Origin of the sequence: Rathayibacter sp. VKM Ac-2927 (assembly GCF_022815525.1) — a bacterium.
Taxonomy (GTDB): domain Bacteria; phylum Actinomycetota; class Actinomycetes; order Actinomycetales; family Microbacteriaceae; genus Rathayibacter; species Rathayibacter festucae.
Genome location: NZ_JALGRT010000001.1, coordinates 748,670 through 769,990, shown reverse-complemented (window position 1 = coordinate 769,990; position 21,321 = coordinate 748,670). Strand labels below are relative to the sequence as shown.

The following is a 21,321-nucleotide window of genomic DNA, read 5'->3' as shown; positions in this document are numbered from 1 at the left end:
CGTGGCGCTGCGCTCCTCCCTCTACAAGACGCCGGCCCAGCTGCGATCGATGATCGCGCCCGGGCTGGCGACCGCCGCATCTCTGGACGCTGTCCGTGCCGCCGTGCGACCCGGCGTCAGCACGCTCGAGCTCGACGCGATCGCCGAGGCCGCGATCGTCGCGCTCGGCGGGCACTCGAACTTCCAGCTCGTGCCGGGCTACCGGCACACGATCTGCGCCTCGGTGAACGAGGAGGTCGTGCACGGGATCCCCGGCGGCCGCGTCCTCGAGCCCGGCGACATCGTCTCCATCGACAGCGGCGCCGAGATCGACGGCTGGAACGGCGATTCCGCCATGACGATCGTCCTGCCCGATGCCGAGCGCCCCGACGAGGTCGCGCGCCGCGAGGCGCTGTCCCGCGTCACCGAGGGCTCGCTCTGGCGCGGCATCGCAGCTCTGGCGTCCGCCCGGCACCTCAACGAGGTGGGCGCGGCGATCGAGGAGTACATCGAGGACGAGGCGGAGGCCTCCGGCGCCGTCTACGGCATCCTCACCGACTACATCGGCCACGGCATCGGCCGGACGATGCACGAGGCGCCGCCGGTGTTCAACTACCGGGTCCGCCAGCGCGGCCCGGAGGTGAAGCCCGGTCTCGTCGTCGCCATCGAGCCGATGGTCACCGCGGGCAGCGCGGAGACGGTCGTCCGCGAGGACGAGTGGACCGTCGCCACCATCGACGGCAGCATGTCGGCGCACTGGGAGCACTCGGTCGCGGTGCACCGCGACGGCATCTGGGTGACGACGCTCGCCGACGGCGGCGCCGCCGGCCTCGCGCAGTACGGGATCGTGCCGACGCCGATCGCGTAGGGGAGGACTTCGTCGCGGTGATGCGACCCATTGAGGGTCGCCGTCGCGTTGTCGAGTCTTCCGCGGTGAGGGCGGTCCACTGGACCGCCCGGCTGGCCGCCTTGGAGGAGCTGGTCAGGGCGACCGACAGCTAGCTGTCGATCACCCTGACCAGCTCCTCGATGAAGCCGCCGAAGTCCGCGGAGCGGCGGATCAGGCGCTGCACCTCCGCGCGGTCGGCGAAGACCTCGACGAACTGGTCGAACACCGACTGGAAGCTGCTGCGCCCGGCCGAGGCGAAGGCGATCATCGCGATCACGTTCACCCGCTGCTCGCCCCACGCCATCGGCACGTCGTTGACGACGATGGCGATCGCGGTCCGACGCGCGCTCATCGCCATCGCGTGCGGGACGGCGAGGTTGTCGGTGAACGCGGTGGAGCTCATCCGCTCGCGCTCGATCGCGCCGTCGACGTAGTCCTCGTCGATGATGCCGCCGGCGATCATCCGCTCGCCGAGCAGCCGGATCATCGCGGCTTCGTCGCGGGCGTGCACGTTCCGGAAGAAGAGCGACTCGTCGAAGAACTGCAGCAGCTCGTCCTTGATCCGCGCGCGGCGGCGGTGCCGGCGCACCCGGGCGATCGCGCGGCGCACGGCGTCCACGTCGTGGTCGGTGAGGAACGGCTGCACCACGACGACGTCCTCGGAGGCGGGCCGCTCGTCGATCGTGGTGATCACCAGATCCGCGGTGAGGCGGTCCCAGTCGACGTCGCTCCTGGTGATCAGCGAGCGGACCTCCACCTCGGTGCCGAGCGAGCGCTCGACCCGCAGCCGCAGCATGTGCGCGAGGTCGTAGTAGTTGGGGCAGACGATGACGCAGGAGAGCCGCTCCTCGCGCCGGGACACCCGCTCGAGGAAGGAGCCGACGTGCAGGGCGATGTAGGCGATCTCGTCCTCGTTGACGGTGATCCCGCGCAGTCGCTGCAGTCCGCTCGCGAGGAACACCGCGATCTCGTAGGTCATCGGGAAGCTGGTCTTGATCGAGCGGGTGAGCGGGTTCCGCGAGTAGCCGCCCTCGGCCGCCCGCGCGACGAGGTTCCGCACATGCAGTGCGAGGCGGACGATGAAGCCCTCGTCGTCCAGGTCGACGAGATAGGCCTCGTTCACATCGGCGACGAGCTCGCGGACGACGGCGACGTCCTCCGGATCGAGGTAGTTCTCGACGACGGCGGCGACGGGCTCGTTCTGCCCCGGCGTCGCCACCCGCGTCGTCATCAGGATCGCCAGCTGGGCGAGCTCGGCGTCGGTGAGCCGCGTGGCGAAGTGGCGCTCGACGAGCTCGGCGAGCAGGGCGGCGAGCTCGCCGTGCACCGCGGGGGAGGGGCGCGAGCCGGACGGGTCGCCGATGCCCCGCGAGACGCGGTCGACGGCGATCGCGATGTGCAGCAGCACGCTGTTCACGCCGTAGTCGTTGATGTAGTAGCCGCGGGTCTCGAGCTCGGCCAGCAGCTCGGTCTTGAACGCGCCGAGACCGGGGGAGGCGAACTCGCGCTGCACGTCGTCGAGCGTGAAGACGCCCTGCGCGCTCTCGTCGCGGAACATCCGCGAGATCAGCCGGCGCCGGGCCTCCTCGCTGCCCTCGAGACGAACGGAAGGACCCCGGCGCACGAGGGCCAGGCCGGACTCGTCCGCCAGCGCCTTCACCCGGCGCAGATCGGCGTCGATCGTCGACTCGCTGACGGAGAGCGTGTCCGCCAGTGCCGCGAGGTCGAGTCCTTCGTCGGAGTCGACCAGGCGCCGGACGATGCTGTACAGCCGGTCGCGCGGGGTGTCGGGCTCGTCGTCGCGGAGCAGCCGCGTCTCGAGGAAGGCCGTGTACGCGTCGCGGGCGAGCCGGTAGCCGTTCGCCGACGACTCCACGGGCTCGAGCGGGGCCGCCTGGGCCTTCACCGCCGTCACGTAGCTGCGGACGCTCCGGGTGGTGACTCCGAGCCGGTCGGCCAGCTCGTGCGCGGTCACCCAGCCGTCGGCGCGGGAGAGGTACTCCAGCAGTCGTTCGCGGTTGTCAGGCATCGGTCTTCCAGTCAACCATCTCCGGGTCGGCGGGGTCGGACCCGCGCCGAAGCCGCCGGGAGCGCTCTTCCGCCCCCGCGGAAGATTGTCTGCGGGGGGCGGACGCGCGGCCCCCGAGATGCTTGGATGAGGCAAGACCCGGACGCGAGGAGGCGAACGAGGTGCGCACGATCCTGATCGTCTGCGGTGCAGGCGCGTCGAGCACGTTCCTGGCCCACCGGCTGCGAGCGGGCGCGAAGCAACGCGGCATCGATGCCGTGTTCCGATCCGAGACCCTTCCCGGTCTCGCGGACGCTCTGCCCCAGGCGGACGTCCTCCTGGTCGGACCGCACCTCGAGCCGCAGTTCGACGAGCTCCGCCAGCGCGCGGTGCACGTCGGCGCCGCGGCAGCACTCCTCCCGCACGACGTCTTCGGGGCGCACGGTGCCGATGCCGTGCTCGACACCCTTCCCGTCCTCTTCGCCGCTCGCGCGGTCGTCGCAGGATCGGACGGGGACGCCTCACCTCCCGCCCCGGGCCTCGCGCCCGGCGCCGGGAACCACTGACGCAGTTCCGACTGCAGGATCAAGGAGAAACGTTCATGGTCGAGCGCACCGTGCAGGTTGCATCGTCGAAGGGCCTCCACGCCCGCCCCGCCTCGCTCTTCAGCCAGGCTGCGGCGAAGTCGGGTCAGAAGGTCCTGGTGAAGAAGGGCGAGGGCACCGCGGTGAACGCGGCCTCGATCCTCGGCATCATCTCGCTCGGCATCGAGCACGGCGACTCGCTGACCCTCTCGGTCGAGGGCGACAACGAGCAGACCGTCCTCGACGAGCTCAGCGACTTCCTCTCCACCGATCACGATGCGTGACGCATAGCGTCACGAAAGGCGGCAGCCCCGGCGCACACGGCGCCGGCAGCCGCGGAAGACCGCGAGTCGTGACGGCGACCCTCAATGGGTCGCATCAGCTCCTCCTGACTTCCACCCCCTCGACCCCCACCGCCCTCTCACCGACGAGACGCACGACAGGAACCGGGAACCCATGACGCTGTCCACTCCTTCCACCGCCTACGCCTCCGCGAAGCTCCAGGGCACCGGAGTCGGCCGCGGCCTGGCCCTCGGGCCGGTGCTGCGCATGCCCGACCCGCTCCCCGAGCCCGAGGACACCGCCAGCACCCGCTCCGTCGCGCAGGAGGAGGAGCGCGCGGTCGCCTCGCTGTCGGCGACCGCCGCGACCATCCGCCACCGCGGTGAGCGCGCCGGCGGCTCGGCGAAGGACGTCCTCGACGCGCAGGCGCTGATGGCGGAGGACCCCTCGCTCGCGGACGACGTCAAGGCGCGGCTCGCGACCGGCAAGACCGCCGAGCGCGCGGTGCACGAGGCGTTCGCCGGCTTCCGCGACCTGCTGGTCGCGATGGGCGGCTACATGGCCGAGCGCGCGACCGACCTCGACGACGTCTCGCAGCGGGTCGTCGCCCACCTGCGCGGCGTCCCGGCGCCCGGCGTCCCGGAGTCGGACGAGCCGTTCGTGCTCGTCGCCCGCGACCTCGCGCCGGCCGACACCGCGCTGCTCGACCTCGAGAAGGTCCTCGGCCTGATCACGAGCGACGGCGGCCCGACCTCGCACACGGCGATCCTCGCCCGCGAGAAGTCGATCACCGCCATCGTCGGCACCACCGGCGCACTCGACCTGCGCGACGGCCAGCTCGTCATCCTCGACGCCTCCTCCGGTGTCGTGACGGTGAACCCGTCCGACGTCGAGATCGGCGACGCGAAGTCCTCGATCGCGGAGCGCGCCGAGATGCTCGCCGCCCCCGTCGTCCCCGGCGCACTCGCGGACGGTCACGCCGTGCCGCTGCTGGCGAACCTCGGCTCGGCCGACGGCGCCGAGAACGCCGTCGAGCTCGGCGCGGAGGGCGTGGGCCTGTTCCGCACCGAGTTCCTCTTCCTCGACGCGAAGGAGGCCCCGACCGTCGCCGAGCAGGCCGAGCAGTACACCCGCCTCCTCGCAGCCTTCCCCGGCCGCAAGGTCGTGGTGCGCGCGCTCGACGCCGGCGCCGACAAGCCGCTCGCCTTCCTCAACGACAACCACGAGGAGAACCCGGCGCTCGGTCTCCGCGGCCTCCGCGCCCTGCGAGCGAGCGAGCAGATCCTCCGCGACCAGCTCACCGCGCTCGCCCAGGCCGACGCCGCGACCGACGCCGACCTCTGGGTCATGGCGCCGATGGTCGCGACGGTCGACGAGACCCGCTACTTCACCTCCATGGCCAAGGAGCTCGGGATCCGCACCGCCGGCGTGATGGTGGAGGTCCCCTCCTCCGCCCTGCTCGCCGACCGGATCCTCGGAGTCGCCGACTTCGCCTCCATCGGCACCAACGACCTGACCCAGTACACCCTGGCGGCGGACCGGATGCTCGGCACCGTGTCCGCCTTCCAGGACCCGTGGCACCCCGCCGTCCTCCGCCTCGTCGGCGAGGTCGGCCGCGCGGGCGCCGCACTGGGCAAGCCCGTCGGCATCTGCGGCGAGGCCGCCGCGGATCCGCTGCTCGCCGTGGTCCTCGTGGGCCTCGGCGCGACGACCCTCTCGATGTCGCCGTCGGCTCTCGCCGACGTCCGCGCCGAGCTGGCCGAGCACACCCTCGAGGACGCGAGGCGCTACGCCGAGCTCGCCCTCGCGGCCGACAGCGCGGCGGACGCCCGGTCCGCCGTCACCGAGGCGATCGCCGCCTCCTGATCCCGGGGATCGCGCGGCCCGCATCCGCGCGATCCTCCGCAGCACCACCCCGCACCACCGCACCATCCCGCACCACCCCTGCACCACCCCGTCTCGTCCCGCCCCGCGGGAGCCCGGCCCGCCTCAGGAGCGACCGGATCTCCCACCCTCAGAATCGGAGAACACACCACATGACAACGACGTCAGCGACGTCGACGCGCGGAGGTACGCGCGTCCACGTCCAGCGATTCGGCACCTTCCTCTCGGGGATGGTCATGCCGAACATCGCGGCCTTCATCGCGTGGGGTCTCATCACCTCGCTCTTCATCGCCGCGGGCTGGCTGCCCAACGGCATCCTCGGCGGCTTCGGCGACGCGGCCCAGATCGGCTGGGAGGGTGCCCGCACCCAGCTCGCCGCCGGTGAGGACGGCGCGACCTTCCAGCAGTACATCGGTCTCGTCGCCCCGATGATCACCTACCTGCTCCCGCTGCTCATCGCGAACACCGGTGGCCGCATGGTCTACGGCCAGCGCGGTGGCGTGGTCGCCTCGATCGCCACCATGGGCGTCATCGTCGGCGCCACCATCCCGATGTTCCTCGGCGCCATGATCATCGGCCCGCTCGCCGCGTGGCTGATGAAGAAGGTCGACTCGATCTGGGACGGCAAGATCAAGCCCGGCTTCGAGATGCTGGTCAACAACTTCTCCGCCGGAATCCTCGGCATGCTCCTCTCGCTGGGCGCGTTCTTCGGCATCGCGCCGATCATCTCGTTCCTCACCAAGATCCTCGGCGACGGCGTCGACCTCCTGGTGAACGCGGGCCTGCTGCCGCTGACCTCGATCTTCATCGAGCCGGCCAAGATCCTGTTCCTCAACAACGCCATCAACCAGGGCGTCCTCACCCCGCTCGGCACCGTCATGGCGCAGGACCAGGGCAAGTCGTATCTGTTCCTGCTCGAGGCCAACCCCGGCCCCGGCATGGGCGTGCTGCTCGCCTTCGCGATCTTCGGAGTGGGCATCGCCCGCGGCTCCGCCCCCGGCGCCGCGCTGATCCACTTCGTCGGCGGCATCCACGAGATCTACTTCCCCTACGTGCTGATGAAGCCCGCGCTCGTCGCGGCCGTCATCCTCGGCGGCATGACGGGCGTCGCGACCAACGTCGCGTTCGACTCCGGCCTCGTCGCCCCGGCGTCCCCGGGATCGATCATCGCGGTGCTCCTGCAGACCTCGCGTGACAGCTACCTCGGCGTGATCCTCTCGGTCCTGCTCTCGATGGCCGTGTCGTTCGTCGTCGCGTCGTTCATCATCCGCGGCAGCCGCAAGCGCGACCTCGACGCCATGGAGGCCGGTGACGACAAGCTCGCCGCCGCCGTCGCCGCCAACTCGTCGAACAAGGGCAAGGAGAGCGCCGTCGGCTCGCTCCTCAACGCGAGCGGCGCGTCCAACCAGGACGGCGCCTCGGCGACCGCCACCGCCACGCAGGTGCGCAACATCGTCTTCGCCTGCGACGCCGGGATGGGATCGTCCGCCATGGGCGCCTCCGTCCTGCGCAACAAGATGAAGAAGGCGGGCTTCGAGGACGTCACGGTCACCAACAAGGCGATCGCGGCTCTCGAGGACGACGTCGACCTGGTCATCACCCAGGCCGAGCTGACCGAGCGGGCGCGTCAGCGCACGCCGGGCGCGATCCACGTCTCCGTCGACAACTTCATGAACAGCCCCAAGTACGACGAGGTCGTCTCGCTCGTCGCGGAGCAGCACGGCAAGTAGTCGGGAACACCCCTGAGGGAGCCCGTAGGGTGCGACGTGGCGGAGACGCTCCGCTCGCCCCTGCGGGTTCCCTCATTCGTTCACCACCCACGGAAAGGACGCACGCCATGAGCGATGTGCTCACCATCGGACAGATCAACGCCTCCGGCACCGCCACGTCGAAGGAGACCGCCATCAAGGAGGCCGCCGACATGCTGGTCGGCGTCGGCGCCGTCACGCCCGCCTACCACGAGGCGATGCTCGCCCGCGAGGCGACCGTCTCCACCTACATGGGCAACCTGCTCGCCATCCCGCACGGCACGAACGACGCGAAGGACGAGATCCGCTCCTCGGCGCTGTCCTTCGTCCGCTACGCGCAGCCGATCGACTGGGACGGCAACGAGGTCCGCTTCGTCGTCGGCATCGCCGGCGTCAACAACGAGCACCTCGAGATCCTCTCGAAGATCGCGATCATCTTCTCCGAGGAGGACGAGGTGCAGAAGCTCCTCGACGCCCCGGACGCGCAGTCGCTCTACGCGCTGCTGGGCGAGGTCAACTCCTGATGCCCACCGCCGTCCACTTCGGCGCCGGCAACATCGGCCGCGGCTTCGTCGGGCTGATCCTGCACGGTGCCGGCTACGAGCTCGTCTTCGCCGACGTCAACGCGGCACTGATCGACCAGCTCGCCGCCGCCGACAGCTACGAGGTGCACGAGGTGGGGGAGTCGTCCGCGACGCACGTCGTCGACGGCTTCCGCGCGATCAACTCGGCGAGCGACGAGGAGGCCCTCGTCCGCGAGATCGCCGCCGCGGACATCGTCACCACCGCGGTGGGGCCGAACATCCTGCGCTTCGTCGCCCCGGTCATCGCGAAGGGCCTCGCGGCCCGCGCGGAGTCGGCGCCCCGCCTGGCCGTGATGGCCTGCGAGAACGCGATCAACGCGACCCGGCTGCTGCAGACCGAGGTCGCCGCGAGCCTGGGCGCGGACGAGTGGGAGCGCCTGCGCACCCGCGCGGTCTTCGCCGACACCGCGGTCGATCGCATCGTGCCGAACCAGGCGGCCGGCCAGGGTCTCGACGTCACGGTCGAGAGCTTCTTCGAGTGGGTCGTGGACCGCACGCCGTTCGAGGGCTCCGAGCCCGAGATCCCCGGGGCGACCTGGGTCGACGACCTCGAGCCGTTCATCGAGCGCAAGCTCTTCACGGTGAACACCGGGCACGCCACCGCGGCGTACGTCGGCTTCGCGGCCGGCGCGCACAAGCTGTCGGACGCGCTCGCGCTGCCCGAGGTGCACGACGCGGTGAAGGCCGCGCTCGAGGACACCAAGACGCTGATCGTCGAGAAGCACGGCTTCAGCGACGAGGAGCAGGAGGCCTACCTCCAGAAGACGCTGAAGCGCTTCGCGAACCCGGGTCTGACCGACACGGTGGACCGGGTCGGGCGCCAGCCGCTGCGCAAGCTCTCGCGGCACGAGCGCTTCATCGGCCCGGCGGCCGAGCTCGCCGAGCGCGGGCACGTGCCGAGCGGACTGCTGACGGCGATCGGCGCGGCCCTCCGCTTCGACGTGCCGGAGGACCCGCAGAGCGTCGAGCTGAAGGAGAAGCTGGCGGCGCTGTCGCCGGAGGAGTTCGTCACCGAGGTGACCGGCCTCGGCGCGGACCACCCGCTGTTCGAGCAGGTCGTCGCGGTCGTCCGCGGCTGACCTCCGCGAGGCCGCGTCCGGAGGGGCGGGATCGGGTGCTCCGGCATCCGGTCCCGCCCCTTCGCAGTTCGCGTCGCGATCCGGAACGCGACCCGGACTAGAAGAGGCGCCAGCGGGTCAGCGGCCAGGCCACGGCGAAGACGCGCCCGACCACGCGCTCGATCGGCACCGTCTTCACGCAGGAGTCGATCGGGCCCGGCGCCCCGCGGCAGTCGCCGAGCGAGTCGTTGGAGTTGGAGCGGTGGTCGCCGAGGACGAAGAGCGTGTCCTCCGGCACCGTGTACTCCTGGAAGCAGCGGGTGGAGGCCGGTTGCGAGTCGCAGTCCTGGGTGCCGGGGGCGAACGGGAAGTCCTCGAAGACGTAGTCGCCCGCGAGCGGCTGCCCGTCCACGAGCACGTGCCCCTCGGCGTCGCAGCAGGAGACCGTCTGGCCGGCGGTCGCGATCACGCGCTTCACGAGGAACTCCTCGTGCGACGGGCCGATGCTCGTGACGTCGCCGAAGTACTTCACCGCCTCGGAGAGCGGGTTCCCGACCGCGTCGGTCGCGCCCCAGCGCGCGTCCCGCGAGAAGACGACGATCTGCTCCGACTCCGGCTCGCCGTGGAGCGCCGCGGTGCGGTCGACCAGGATGCGGTCGCCGAAGAAGCCGCCGCCCTGCAGGGTGTTCTCCATCGAGCCGGTCGGCACGGTGTACACCTTCACGAAGAAGGTCTGCACGAGGGCGATGACGACGATCGCGACGAGCACGGTCACCAGGGGGTGCGAGTACCAGCTCCGCCGGCTCCTCGCCGGGCCGTCCGTCGTCTTCTCCGTGCGCGCCATCCGCGGTCCCTTCGACGAGGGAGAGCCTAGGCGGCGGCCGTCGTGCTCGCGCTCCGCGGCGCGCACACCGCCGTCCCCGACGGGTGCCCGCCCCCGCCCTGAGGCGACACGCCCGGGCTGGCGGAGAAGCGGGGATTCGCGTAGTATCGACCCTTGGTGTTTGCGCGTGCTCCGGCACGCCCGCGCACCGCTCCCCAGGCTCCGCCCGGGGGGAGGATCGTCGCGGAAGCATTCGCACGACCAGTACACACACTACTTCCGAACGACAGTGAGGCTATGGCCAAAAAAGACGGTGTCATCGAAATCGAAGGTGCGGTTGTCGAGGCGCTCCCCAACGCGATGTTCCGCGTGGAGCTCACCAACGGACACAAGGTTCTCGCCCACATCTCGGGCAAGATGCGTCAGCACTACATCCGCATCCTCCCCGAGGACCGCGTGATCGTGGAGCTCAGCCCCTACGACCTGACCCGCGGCCGGATCGTCTACCGCTACAAGTAGACGTTCGCTCCGCTCAGTTCGCGACGTGCGTGTCCTGTAAGGAACGGCCCCGGCATCCGCCGGGAGCACGACGCCAGCGAAAACAAGGAACAGAACAATGAAGGTCAACCCCAGCGTCAAGCGCATCTGCGACCACTGCAAGATCATCCGCCGCCACGGCAACGTGATGGTCATCTGCAGCAGCAACCCCCGCCACAAGCAGCGCCAGGGCTAGTCCTCCGGGACTCCCGGCGCTCCTGCGAGGAGCGCGGGCGGGAAACCGCCCAGCAGCACGGCAACACACCACCCCGCAACGTCAGAAATCGCGCAGCACCCCGGGTCTCCCGGAGTGAACGGCGAGGACACCTTCGGTCGGAGGCCGAGGCACCGACGTTGCTTCACACCTCCACTCACTCACAGGAGAAGCCACCATGGCACGTCTGGCAGGAGTAGACATCCCGCGCGAGAAGCGCGTGGAGGTCGCACTGACCTACATCTACGGAGTCGGCCGCACGAGCGCGCTGAAGACGCTGAGCGACACGGGGATCGACGGCAACATCCGCGTCAAGGACCTCACCGACGACCAGCTCGTCGCGCTCCGCGACTACATCGAGGGCAACTACAAGGTGGAGGGAGACCTCCGCCGCGAGGTCGCCGCCGACATCCGCCGCAAGGTCGAGATCGGGTCCTACGAGGGCATCCGCCACCGTCGCGGCCTCCCGGTCCGTGGACAGCGCACCAAGACGAACGCTCGCACCCGCAAGGGCCCGAAGCGCACCGTCGCCGGCAAGAAGAAGGCCGGCCGCAAGTAACGCGGGCGACACGGACCTAGAGGAGATAACAAGTGGCTACCCCCAAGTCGGCCGCGCGCAAGCCGCGCCGCAAGGAGAAGAAGAACATCGCTGTGGGCCAGGCCCACATCAAGTCGACGTTCAACAACACCATCGTGTCGATCACCGACCCCGCCGGGGCCGTCATCAGCTGGGCCTCGTCCGGTGGAGTCGGCTTCAAGGGCTCGCGCAAGTCGACGCCGTTCGCCGCCCAGCTCGCTGCCGAGTCGGCCGCGCGTCAGGCGCAGGAGCACGGCATGAAGAAGGTCGACGTCTTCGTGAAGGGCCCGGGCTCGGGTCGCGAGACCGCGATCCGCTCGCTCCAGGCCGCAGGCCTCGAGGTCGGCTCGATCAACGACGTCACCCCGCAGGCGCACAACGGCTGCCGCCCGCCGAAGCGCCGTCGCGTCTAACGCAGCACTCGCAGCCGTCGGCCGGCCGAACGAAGCGCTCTCCAGCGCGACGTGAGGCCGGCCGGCGGATCGCGCATTTCTTTCACAACTTCAGACTCGCAAACGCACGTGTCATATAGCGGACACGTGATCGAAAGGAATCAACAGTGCTTATCGCACAGCGTCCGACGCTCACCGAGGAGAACATCTCGGAGTTCCGTTCCCGCTTCGTCATCGAGCCCCTCGAGCCCGGCTTCGGCTATACGCTCGGCAACTCGCTGCGTCGCACCCTGCTGTCCTCCATCCCCGGCGCCGCTGTCACCAGCATCCGGATCGACGGAGTCCTGCACGAGTTCACGACCGTCCCGGGCGTCCGCGAGGACGTCACCGAGATCATCCTGAACATCAAGGGACTCGTCGTCTCCTCCGAGCACGACGAGCCGATCACCGCCTACCTGCGCAAGCAGGGCGCCGGCCAGGTCACCGCCGCCGACATCTCGGCTCCGGCCGGTGTCGAGATCCACAACCCGGACCTCGTCATCGCGACCCTGAACGACAAGGCGAAGTTCGAGCTCGAGCTCACCATCGAGCGCGGCCGCGGCTACGTGTCGGCGACCCAGAACCGCAGCGAGTTCTCCGAGGCCGGCCAGATCCCGGTCGACTCGATCTACTCGCCCGTGCTCAAGGTCACCTACCGCGTCGAGGCCACCCGTGCCGGCGAGCGCACCGACTTCGACCGCCTCGTCGTCGACGTCGAGTCGAAGCCGGCGATCACGCCGCGCGACGCCATCGCGTCGGCCGGTCGCACGCTGACCGAGCTGTTCGGACTCGCCCGCGAGCTGAACAACGCGGCCGAGGGCATCGAGATCGGCCCCGCGCCGGTCGACGCCGTCCTCTCGACCGAGCTGTCCATGCCCATCGAGGACCTCGACCTCTCGGTGCGCAGCTACAACTGCCTCAAGCGCGAGGGCATCAACAACGTCAATGAGCTCGTCGCCCTCTCGGAGACGCAGCTCATGAACATCCGCAACTTCGGTCAGAAGTCGGTGGATGAGGTCAAGGAGAAGCTGACGGAGCTGGGCCTGTCGCTGAAGGACTCGGTCCCCGGGTTCGACGGCGCCCACTTCTACAGCTACGACGACGAGAGCATCTAGGTCTCCGCTCCGGCGTTCGACCTTCTGACACCCCTTTAGTACTGGAGTAAAGCCATGCCCAAGCCCACGAAGGGCCCCCGCCTCGGAGGCGGTCCCGCACACGAGCGTCTGCTGCTCGCGAACCTGGCCGCGGCCCTGTTCACGCACAAGAGCATCAAGACGACCGAGACCAAGGCCAAGCGCCTGCGTCCCCTCGCCGAGCGTCTGGTGACGTTCGCGAAGCGCGGCGACCTGCACGCCCGCCGCCGCGTCCTCGCGACCATCGGCGACAAGAGCGTCGTGCACGAGCTCTTCACCGAGATCGCGCCGCTCGTCGCCGAGCGTGAGGGCGGCTACACCCGCATCACGAAGATCGGTCCCCGCAAGGGCGACAACGCCCCGATGGCCGTCATCGAGCTCGTCCTCGAGCCCGTGACGCCGAAGGTCAAGAAGTCGCGCACCGGCGCCGCTCCCGTCTCGGCTCCGGTCGAGGACGAGGCCGTCGTCGCGGACGCCCCCGCCGAGGACGCCACTGTCGAGGAGGCGCCCGTCGCCGACACGACCGAGGCCGACGCGACCGTCCAGGACGCGCCCGTCGAGGACGCCCCGGTCGAGACGACCGCCGAGACCAAGTAGTCCCGAGCACGTCTCGAGAGCCCTCCGCCCCCTCGGGGACGGGGGGCTCTCGTCGTTCCCGGCCGTGGCACTCCTGAGTGCTCGGTGGCGCGGAACGTCGCTTACGATGGCGGGATCGTCCCGACAGAGGGTCGGGATGCGTCCGGTACCCGGACCCCCGTCCTCGTCGGCCAGCAGGAGGAGTTCCGTGCGCGCGCACCATGCGGTCCTGCTCCTCGCCGCTACGGCCCTGCTGGCGGGCTGCTCCTCCACCGGGGTCGTCGACGTGCCGGAGTCGGCGCGCACGACGGCACCGAGCTCGGTCGCCGCCCCCGAGTCCGTGCCCAGCGCGACCGCTGCGACCGTCGCGGCGTCGGCTCCCGCCCTCGACTGCTCCGCGGCACTGCCCGCCTCAGCGGTCGAGACGGCGGTCGGACTGCCCGCCGGAACGGCCGTGCTCGTCCAGGCGGAGGACTCCTGCTCCTACGGCATCGCCGGAAATCCGTCCGCGGTCCTCGTCAGCGTCGGGCCCGCGCGGCTCGCGGAGACGTTCGCCGGTGCGGGGGAGGCCGTCGGCGCCGTGCCGGCTCCGCTGGGGGAGGCGGCCTACCGGCTCGAGGGCTCGGCGGCGACGCCGTCCCAGCTGGCCGTCCTGGCGGGCGGCTACGAGCTGCACGTCGAGTCCTTCGTCGGGGACCAGGACGTCCTCGCCGACTGGGCGGTGGCCGTCTTCGACTCGCTCGGCGTCCGGCTCTCGGCCGGCTGATCCGGCGACCCGGAACGGCCCGGCGGACGACCTAGACTCGTCGGGTGCTCCACCGCGTCCGCCTCGATCTGGCCTACGACGGCACCCACTTCGCGGGCTGGGCGCTCCAGCCCGGCCTCCGCACGGTGCAGGGCGTCCTCGAGGACGCGCTCGGCGTGCTGCTGCGCTCGGAGGAGCGGACGGTGGTCACCGTCGCGGGCCGGACCGACGCCGGCGTGCACGCGAGCGCGCAGGTGGCGCACCTGGACCTCACGCCCCAGCAGTGGTCGCGCCTGAACGGCAGCCCGCGGGCCGGCACCGAGAAGGTCGCGCCCGAGGTCGTGCTCCAGCGCAAGCTCCAGGGCATCCTCGGTCAGTACTCGGACCTGTCCGTGCACCGGGTGACCCGGGCGCCCGAGGGCTTCGACGCGCGCTTCTCCGCGCGCTGGCGGCGCTACGAGTACCGGCTCGCCGACCGCACCTCGCTGCGGCGGCCGCTCGAGCGCGGCTTCACGACCTGGATCAACGAGGCGGTCGACGAGGGCGTGATGGCGCAGGCGGCCGAGTCGCTGCTCGGCCTGCACGACTACGCCTCGTTCTGCCGCGCACGCGTCGGAGCCACCACCATCCGCAGCCTCCTCGACTTCACCTGGGAGCGGGACGAGGACGGCGTGCTGCACGCCCACCTGCGCGCCGACGCCTTCTGCCACAGCATGGTGCGCGCCCTCGTCGGCTCCTGCGTGGCCGTGGGGATCGGCAAGCTGGAGGCCGGCGAGCTCCCGCTGCTGCGCGACGCCGCCCGCCGCACGAACGCCTTCGCGGTCATGCCGGCGCGCGGCCTCATCCTGCGCGAGGTCGATTACCCTGAGGACTCGGAACTGGCCGAGCGGGCGGTGCTCACCCGGGTGAAGCGCACCCTGCCCGGCGGGGACGCCCAGGGGGAGGACGACGAGTGATCCGCAGGAACCACCGCGGGAGGGCGCTCGTCGCCGCGCTCGTCCTGCCGGCCGGGCTGCTGCTGGCAGGCTGCTCGTCGTCGGCGATCGACGTGCCGGACCGGGCGCCCGCCGCCGCGGTGGACACCACCGCGCCGACCGCCGTGCCCACCGCGGTGCCGACCACTCCCGCGGCCGAGTCGACCGCCGGTGCGACGGTCGAGGTCCTCGACTGCGCCGCGGTGCTGCCGGTGACGGCGATCGAGGCGGCCCTCGAGCTGCCCGAGGGCTTCGTCACCGCCTCGGACCAGGGCTCGGGCTGCGCCTGGGCGATGGCGGGCAACCCCGCCGCGCTCGTCCTGCAGACGGCGACCGGCGCCACCACGGCCGACGTCACCGCGCAGGAGTCCGAAGCCCCCGTCGAGCCGAGCGGGCTGGGCGACGCCGCCTTCTTCCGCGCCGGCGACCCGGCGGTCGACCCGGCCGCCACGGTCGTCGTGCTGGCCGGGGACCGGCTGCTCTCGCTCCGCTCCTACGTCGGCGGCCAGGCCCCGCTCGAGGAGCTGGCGACCGAGGTCCTGGCCGCGCTGGGACAGGACGACTCCTGACCCGGACCGCCCGGGGGAGCGCGGCGGCGAGCCCGTGAGCTTCCGCTCCGGTGCGGATTGCTGTACTGTCGACCCTTGGTGTTCTCGGCCGCGTGCCGGCACCCGAAGTTGAGCCCTCCACCGGATCGGTTCGGCCCCCTCGCGGGTCGAACGGCCACGGAGCGGGATTCACGAACTCCTCACTCCGATCAGAAAGCAGCACTCACGTGACTCGCACTTTTTCTCCGAAGCCGGCTGACGTCCAGCACGACTGGATCGTCATCGACGCGTCCGACGTCGTGCTCGGCCGTCTGGCCACCCACGCCGCTGCGCTCCTGCGCGGCAAGCACAAGCCGACGTTCGCGCCGCACATGGACATGGGCGACTTCGTCATCATCGTCAACGCCGAGAAGGTGGCCCTCACCGGCCAGAAGCTCCTCCAGAAGAAGGCGTACCGCCACTCCGGCTACCCGGGCGGCCTCACGGCCACCACGTACGCCGAGCTCCTCGAGAAGAACCCGATCCGCGCCGTCGAGAAGGCCATCCGCGGAATGCTCCCCAAGAACTCCCTCGGTCGTGCGCAGCTGCGCAAGCTGAAGGTCTACACGGGCACCGAGCACCCTCACGCGGCTCAGCAGCCCAAGGCGTACGCCTTCACCCAGGTCGCCCAGTAGGCTCCGGCCCTCCCCGACACCCCAGACTTCGAAGACAAAGGATCACCTACACCGTGGCGAAGATCGCAGACCAGATCGACGTGGCTCCCGAGAGCTACTCCACCGAAAGCCCGGCCACCGAGGCGTCCTCGACGCCCCGCGCCGTCCTCAACGTCTCCGGCGCAGCCGTGGGCCGTCGCAAGCAGGCCATCGCCCGCGTGCGCCTGGTCCCGGGCTCCGGCAGCCTGACCGTGAACGCCCGCGAGTTCGCGGAGTACTTCCCCAACAAGCTGCACCAGCAGCTGATCAACGACCCGTTCAAGGTCCTCGACCTCCTCGGCTCGTACGACGTCGTCGCGAAGATCACCGGCGGCGGCCCCTCCGGCCAGGCCGGCGCGCTCCGCCTCGCGATCGCGCGTGCGCTGAACGAGATCGACCGCGAGAACAACCGCGCCATCCTGAAGAAGGCCGGCTTCCTCACCCGCGACGCTCGCGTCATCGAGCGCAAGAAGGCCGGTCTCAAGAAGGCCCGCAAGGCGTCCCAGTTCTCGAAGCGCTAGTCGCTGCGGCCCCCGTGGCCGCCGATCAGCAGCTTCAGAAGGGGACTGGCATCATGCCGCGCCTGTTCGGAACAGATGGCGTCCGTGGCCTCGCGAATCGCGACGTCACGGCCGACCTGGCCCTCGGCCTCGCTCAGGCGGCCGCCCGTGTACTCGGTGCGGCCGCCCGGGCGGAGGGCCGTCGGCCCCTCGCCGTCCTGGCCCGCGATCCTCGGATCTCGGGCCAGTTCATCGGTGCCGCCGTCGCGGCCGGCCTCGCGAGCGCCGGCGTCGACGTGCTGGATGCGGGAGTGATCCCCACGCCCGCCGCCGCCTACCTCATCGCCGACGAGAGCGCCGACTTCGGCGTGATGATCTCGGCGTCGCACAACCCCGCCGCCGACAACGGCATCAAGTTCTTCGCGGCCGGCGGCCGCAAGCTCCCGGACGAGCTCGAGAACCGCATCGAGGCGGCTCTCGGCGTCCCGCCGCTCACGCCGCTCGGCCCCGACGTGGGCCGCATCCGCCGCTTCGCCGACGCCGAGGACCGCTACGTCCTCCACCTGCTCGGCTCGCTCGGCAGCACCCGCCTGGACGGACTGCACGTGGTCATCGACTGCGCGCACGGCGCCGCCGCGGGCATCTCGCCGGAGGTCTTCACCGACGCCGGCGCGACCGTCACCGTGATCGGCAACGATCCGGACGGCATCAACATCAACGACGGGGTGGGCTCGACCCACCTCGACCACGTCGCCGAGGCGGTCCGCGAGGCGGGCGCCGATCTCGGCATCGCGCACGACGGCGATGCGGACCGCTGCCTCGCGGTCGACGCCGAGGGGCGCGTCGTCGACGGCGACCAGATCATGGCGATCCTCGCGACCTCGATGGCCCGTCGCGGCGTCCTCCGCGACAACGTGCTCGTCGCCACGGTGATGAGCAATCTCGGCCTCAAGACCGCGATGGCCGACGCCGGCATCCGCGTGATCGAGACCGGCGTGGGCGACCGCTACGTGCTCGAGGCGATGAACGACGGCGGCTACTCGCTCGGTGGCGAGCAGTCCGGTCACGTCATCATGAGCCGCTTCGCGACGACCGGCGACGGCGTCCTCACCGGGCTGCAGATCGCGGCCGAGGTGGCGCGGACCGGCAAGTCGCTCGCCGAGCTCGCCTCGGTGATGCGGGTGTTCCCGCAGACGCTCGTCAACGTCCGCGGCGTCGACCGCGAGGGCGTGCACGACGACGCCGTCATCGCGGCCGCCATCGCCGAGGCGGAGCGCGAGCTCGGCACCGGCGGGCGCGTGCTGCTCCGACCCTCGGGCACCGAGCCGATGGTGCGGGTCATGGTCGAGGCCTCCACCAAGGAGACCGCCGACCGGCTGGCCGAGTCCCTCGCGGCCGTCGTGCTCGAGCAGCTGCGCGTCGCGGTCTAGCGTCCTCGCCCGCCGCTGGCCCGGGGATCTCGAGACGCCCCTGCGGGGCTGCTCGATCAGCATGATTCCGCCTGCTCGCCGGGCGAGGCACGGCATGACTCGGCCTGCTCGCCGCGTGCTGGTCGAGCAGCGCCGGAGGCGCGCATCGAGACCTGCCGCCTCCCATGCTGGTCGAGTAGCGCCGGAGGCGCGTATCGAGACCTGCCGTCGTCGGCGCGTCAGCGGCCGGGACTCCGCGTCAGATCTTGCGGAGGAGCACCGAGGAGACGGTGTGGTCGGCCTGCTTGCGCAGGACGAGGCTCGCGCGCGAGCGCGTGGGCCGCACGTTCTGCAGCAGGTTCGGCTCGTTGATCGAGGACCAGATGCTGCGGGCCCGCTCGCGCGCCTCGTCGGGCGTCAGCGAGGCGTAGCGGTGGAAGTAGGAGTTCGGGCTCGCGAAGGCGCCCTGCTGCAGCGCGAGGAACCGCTCCTCGTACCAGCGCGCGATGTCGCTCGTCCGCGCGTCGACGTAGACCGTGAAGTCGAAGAGATCGCTGACCGCGAGGCCGTGCCCGGGCGCGGGCGGCTGCAGGACGTTCAGTCCCTCGACGATCAGCACGTCGGGCCGCCGCACCACGATCTCGGCGTCGCGGACGATGTCGTAGGAGAGGTGCGAGTAGAACGGAGCGCGCACCTCGGCCGCCCCGCCCTTCACCTCCGAGACGAAGCGCAGGAGCGCGCGGCGGTCGTACGACTCCGGGAAGCCCTTGCGGCTCATCAGCCCGCGCCGCTCCAGCTCGCTGTTGGGCAGGAGGAAGCCGTCGGTCGTCACGAGCTCGACGCGCGGGGTGTCGTCCCAGCGGGCGAGCAGCTCGCGGAGCAGGCGGGCGATGGTCGACTTGCCGACCGCGACCGAGCCGGCCACGCCGATCACGAACGGGGTGGGCTGCGCGCGCTCGCCGAGGAAGGTGCTCGTCGCCCGGTGCAGCTGGCGCGCGCCGCCGGCGTAGAGGGTGAGCAGCCGGGACAGCGGGAGGTACACCTCGGCGACCTCGGTGAGGCTCAGCCGGTCGCCCAGCCCGCGCAGCTGCACGACCTCGGTCTCGCTCAGCGGCAGCTCGGTGCTGCGGGCGAGCTCGGCCCAGTCGGAGCGGACGATCTCGACGAACGGGGAGGGGTGCGCCTCGCGCCCGGGTTCGCGAGCTGACGAGGACATCTGCACGATCCTAGCGGCCGTCGCGGCTCGGCCCCGTCGCCGCAGGAGCGCCCCCGCGCGCGATTAGGATCGAGCGCATGTGTGGAATCGTTGGATACGTCGGCGCGCGCGACAGCCTGGCCGTGCTGCTCGGGGGACTGAAGCGACTGGAGTACCGCGGGTACGACTCCGCCGGTGTGGCCGTGATCGACGCCGACGGCCGGATCGACAGCCGCAAGCGCTCCGGCAAGCTCAGCGTCCTCGTCGACGACCTCGAGGCGCACCCGATCGCGCAGGGCACCACCGGCATCGGGCACACCCGCTGGGCGACCCACGGCGGCCCGACCGACCGCAACGCGCACCCGCACCTCGCGGACGACGGGCGCCTCGCGGTCATCCACAACGGCATCATCGAGAACTTCCAGCCCCTCAAGGAGGAGCTGCTCGCCGAGGGCGCGGTCTTCGAGAGCGAGACCGACACCGAGGTCGCCGCGCACCTGATCGCCCGCGAGCACCGCCGCACCGGCGATCTCGTGCTCGCGTTCCAGGCCGTCGTCGCGCGCCTCGAGGGCGCCTTCACGCTGCTCGCGCTGCACCAGGACCAGCCCGGCGTCGTCGTCGGCGCGCGCCGCAACTCGCCGCTCGTGATCGGCCTCGGCGACGGCGAGAACTTCCTCGGCTCCGACGTCGCCGCGTTCGTCGAGTTCACCCGCCGCGCGGTCGCGATCGGGCAGGACCAGATCGTCACCATCACGCCGGACGAGGTGACCGTCACCGACTTCTTCGGAAACCCCGTCGAGACCGAGCCGTTCGAGATCGCCTGGGACGCCTCCGCCTCCGAGAAGGGCGGCTGGTCGAGCTTCATGGCCAAGGAGATCAGCGAGGGCCCGGAGGCCGTCGCCAAGACGCTGCTCGGCCGCATCCAGGACGGCGCGATCGTGCTGCCGGAGCTCGCGTCGCTCGACGCGACCCTCACCGACATCGACCGCATCACCGTGATCGCCTGCGGCACCGCCGCCTACTCCGGCATGGTCGCCAAGTACGCGATCGAGAAGTGGGCGCGCGTGCCCGTCGAGGTCGAGCTGAGCCACGAGTTCCGCTACCGCGACCCAGTGCTGACCCCGCGCACCCTGGTCGTCTCGATCAGCCAGTCCGGCGAGACCATGGACACGCTGATGGCCGTCAAGTACGCCCGCGAGAAGGGCGCGAAGACGCTCTCCGTCTGCAACACGCAGGGGGCGACGATCCCGCGCGAGTCCGACGCCGTGCTCTACACCCACGCCGGCCCGGAGGTCGCGGTCGCCTCGACCAAGGCGTTCGTCGCGCAGATCGCGGCGCTCTACCTCTTCGGCCTGCACCTGGCCGCGGTGCGCGGTGCGGCCACGCCCGAGCTGATCGCCTCGCAGGCCGCGCAGCTCGCCGCGATCCCGGAGAAGCTCTCGCGGGTGCTCGACGCCTCCGAGGCGATCGCGCAGCTCGCGGGCTGGATGGCGGACACCCGCGCGGTGCTCTTCCTCGGCCGCCACGTCGGCTACCCGGTGGCACTCGAGGGCGCGCTCAAGCTCAAGGAGCTCGCCTACATCCACGCCGAGGGCTTCGCTGCGGGCGAGCTCAAGCACGGGCCGATCGCGCTGATCGAGCCGGGTCAGGTCGTCTTCGTGATCGTGCCGAGCCCGAGCGAGTCCTACGAGCTGCAGCGCAAGGTGATCTCGAACATCCAGGAGATCAAGGCGCGCGGGGCACGGGTGATCGCGATCGCCGAGCAGGGCGACGCGGCCGCGATCCAGATCGCCGACGAGGTCGTGCCGATCCCGCTGGCCGACCCGCTGTTCGAGCCGCTGCTCGCCGTGACGCCGCTGCAGATGTTCGCGATGGAGCTCGCCTCGGCCAAGGGCCTCGACGTCGACCAGCCGCGCAACCTCGCCAAGTCGGTCACGGTCGAGTGACCCTG

At 71.0% G+C, this 21,321-nt stretch carries 23 protein-coding genes; 20 read left to right on the top strand and 3 right to left on the bottom strand.

The features are described from left to right. Nucleotide 1: 1 nt before the first annotated feature. Nucleotides 2-847: a type I methionyl aminopeptidase gene (gene map / locus MT353_RS03625; protein WP_123735030.1), complete on the top strand. Its 846-nt coding sequence runs from the start codon at nucleotides 2-4 to the stop codon at nucleotides 845-847. Nucleotides 848-977: 130 nt separating this feature from the next. Here the strand turns inward: map and MT353_RS03620 are convergent, their stop codons facing one another. After that, on the bottom strand, nucleotides 978-2,897 hold the full coding sequence (locus MT353_RS03620) for a BglG family transcription antiterminator (RefSeq protein ID WP_123735031.1): 1,920 nt from the start codon (nucleotides 2,895-2,897) through the stop codon (nucleotides 978-980). Nucleotides 2,898-3,058: 161 nt separating this feature from the next. Between MT353_RS03620 and MT353_RS03615 the strand changes: the two genes are divergently transcribed. The 6 genes from MT353_RS03615 to MT353_RS03590 all read left to right on the top strand — a co-directional run bounded on the left by MT353_RS03615 (nucleotide 3,059) and on the right by MT353_RS03590 (nucleotide 9,037). Next, on the top strand, nucleotides 3,059-3,442 hold the full coding sequence (locus MT353_RS03615) for a PTS sugar transporter subunit IIB (RefSeq protein ID WP_165909035.1): 384 nt from the start codon (nucleotides 3,059-3,061) through the stop codon (nucleotides 3,440-3,442). 35 nt (nucleotides 3,443-3,477) lie between these two features. Continuing rightward, on the top strand, nucleotides 3,478-3,744 hold the full coding sequence (locus MT353_RS03610) for an HPr family phosphocarrier protein (protein ID WP_243600557.1): 267 nt from the start codon (nucleotides 3,478-3,480) through the stop codon (nucleotides 3,742-3,744). Nucleotides 3,745-4,009: 265 nt separating this feature from the next. Further along, nucleotides 4,010-5,608: a phosphoenolpyruvate--protein phosphotransferase gene (ptsP, locus tag MT353_RS03605; protein ID WP_243582597.1), complete on the top strand. Its 1,599-nt coding sequence runs from the start codon at nucleotides 4,010-4,012 to the stop codon at nucleotides 5,606-5,608. 170 nt (nucleotides 5,609-5,778) lie between these two features. Beyond that, on the top strand, nucleotides 5,779-7,356 hold the full coding sequence (locus MT353_RS03600) for a PTS mannitol transporter subunit IICB (RefSeq protein ID WP_123735034.1): 1,578 nt from the start codon (nucleotides 5,779-5,781) through the stop codon (nucleotides 7,354-7,356). A gap of 107 nt (nucleotides 7,357-7,463) precedes the next feature. Beyond that, complete coding sequence (locus MT353_RS03595) at nucleotides 7,464-7,898, top strand: PTS sugar transporter subunit IIA (protein ID WP_123445065.1); 435 nt, start codon at nucleotides 7,464-7,466, stop codon at nucleotides 7,896-7,898. Then, nucleotides 7,898-9,037, top strand: coding sequence for a mannitol-1-phosphate 5-dehydrogenase (locus MT353_RS03590; RefSeq protein WP_243623617.1), 1,140 nt, complete (start codon nucleotides 7,898-7,900; stop codon nucleotides 9,035-9,037). The genes MT353_RS03595 and MT353_RS03590 overlap by 1 nt, the downstream gene beginning before the upstream one ends. Nucleotides 9,038-9,134: 97 nt before the next feature. On the opposite strand, the gene lepB is transcribed toward MT353_RS03590, so the two are convergent. After that, the gene (lepB, locus tag MT353_RS03585; RefSeq protein ID WP_243615320.1) at nucleotides 9,135-9,860 is read right to left on the bottom strand and encodes a signal peptidase I; all 726 of its coding nucleotides are present in this window, start codon (nucleotides 9,858-9,860) and stop codon (nucleotides 9,135-9,137) included. A gap of 276 nt (nucleotides 9,861-10,136) precedes the next feature. Here lepB and infA point away from each other — a divergent pair, with 276 nt between their 5' ends. From infA to glmM, 12 genes are all read left to right on the top strand, one after another. Further along, entirely contained in the window at nucleotides 10,137-10,358 is a 222-nt protein-coding gene (gene infA, locus MT353_RS03580; protein ID WP_022883252.1) for a translation initiation factor IF-1, read from the top strand. A 97-nt stretch (nucleotides 10,359-10,455) separates the two neighbouring features. After that, nucleotides 10,456-10,572 (top strand): 50S ribosomal protein L36, encoded by a 117-nt coding sequence (gene rpmJ / locus MT353_RS03575; protein ID WP_055787164.1) that lies wholly within the window; start codon nucleotides 10,456-10,458, stop codon nucleotides 10,570-10,572. Nucleotides 10,573-10,768: 196 nt separating this feature from the next. Then, nucleotides 10,769-11,149 (top strand): 30S ribosomal protein S13, encoded by a 381-nt coding sequence (gene rpsM, locus MT353_RS03570; protein ID WP_056037260.1) that lies wholly within the window; start codon nucleotides 10,769-10,771, stop codon nucleotides 11,147-11,149. Nucleotides 11,150-11,181: 32 nt separating this feature from the next. Next, entirely contained in the window at nucleotides 11,182-11,580 is a 399-nt protein-coding gene (gene rpsK, locus MT353_RS03565; RefSeq protein ID WP_056037257.1) for a 30S ribosomal protein S11, read from the top strand. A gap of 146 nt (nucleotides 11,581-11,726) precedes the next feature. Continuing rightward, complete coding sequence (locus MT353_RS03560) at nucleotides 11,727-12,713, top strand: DNA-directed RNA polymerase subunit alpha (RefSeq protein ID WP_123445069.1); 987 nt, start codon at nucleotides 11,727-11,729, stop codon at nucleotides 12,711-12,713. Nucleotides 12,714-12,767: 54 nt separating this feature from the next. Then, entirely contained in the window at nucleotides 12,768-13,328 is a 561-nt protein-coding gene (rplQ, locus tag MT353_RS03555; protein ID WP_243615321.1) for a 50S ribosomal protein L17, read from the top strand. Between the two features lie 187 nt (nucleotides 13,329-13,515). Beyond that, complete coding sequence (locus tag MT353_RS03550) at nucleotides 13,516-14,073, top strand: hypothetical protein (RefSeq protein ID WP_243615322.1); 558 nt, start codon at nucleotides 13,516-13,518, stop codon at nucleotides 14,071-14,073. A 44-nt stretch (nucleotides 14,074-14,117) separates the two neighbouring features. Next, entirely contained in the window at nucleotides 14,118-15,008 is an 891-nt protein-coding gene (locus MT353_RS03545; protein ID WP_243582569.1) for a tRNA pseudouridine(38-40) synthase TruA, read from the top strand. Next, nucleotides 15,005-15,595, top strand: a complete 591-nt coding sequence (locus MT353_RS03540; protein ID WP_243623616.1) for a hypothetical protein — start codon at nucleotides 15,005-15,007, stop codon at nucleotides 15,593-15,595. Before MT353_RS03545 ends, MT353_RS03540 begins: the two co-directional genes overlap by 4 nt. 206 nt (nucleotides 15,596-15,801) lie before the next feature. Beyond that, complete coding sequence (gene rplM, locus MT353_RS03535) at nucleotides 15,802-16,248, top strand: 50S ribosomal protein L13 (protein WP_123445074.1); 447 nt, start codon at nucleotides 15,802-15,804, stop codon at nucleotides 16,246-16,248. Nucleotides 16,249-16,301: 53 nt separating this feature from the next. Then, on the top strand, nucleotides 16,302-16,787 hold the full coding sequence (gene rpsI, locus MT353_RS03530; protein ID WP_123445075.1) for a 30S ribosomal protein S9: 486 nt from the start codon (nucleotides 16,302-16,304) through the stop codon (nucleotides 16,785-16,787). Between the two features lie 53 nt (nucleotides 16,788-16,840). Further along, nucleotides 16,841-18,196, top strand: a complete 1,356-nt coding sequence (gene glmM / locus MT353_RS03525) for a phosphoglucosamine mutase (RefSeq protein ID WP_243600563.1) — start codon at nucleotides 16,841-16,843, stop codon at nucleotides 18,194-18,196. 238 nt (nucleotides 18,197-18,434) lie between these two features. On the opposite strand, the gene coaA is transcribed toward glmM, so the two are convergent. Next, nucleotides 18,435-19,391, bottom strand: a complete 957-nt coding sequence (gene coaA / locus MT353_RS03520) for a type I pantothenate kinase (RefSeq protein ID WP_123445076.1) — start codon at nucleotides 19,389-19,391, stop codon at nucleotides 18,435-18,437. A gap of 77 nt (nucleotides 19,392-19,468) precedes the next feature. Between coaA and glmS the strand changes: the two genes are divergently transcribed. After that, nucleotides 19,469-21,316: a glutamine--fructose-6-phosphate transaminase (isomerizing) gene (glmS, locus tag MT353_RS03515; protein WP_123702134.1), complete on the top strand. Its 1,848-nt coding sequence runs from the start codon at nucleotides 19,469-19,471 to the stop codon at nucleotides 21,314-21,316. The last annotated feature ends 5 nt before the right edge of the window (nucleotides 21,317-21,321 follow it).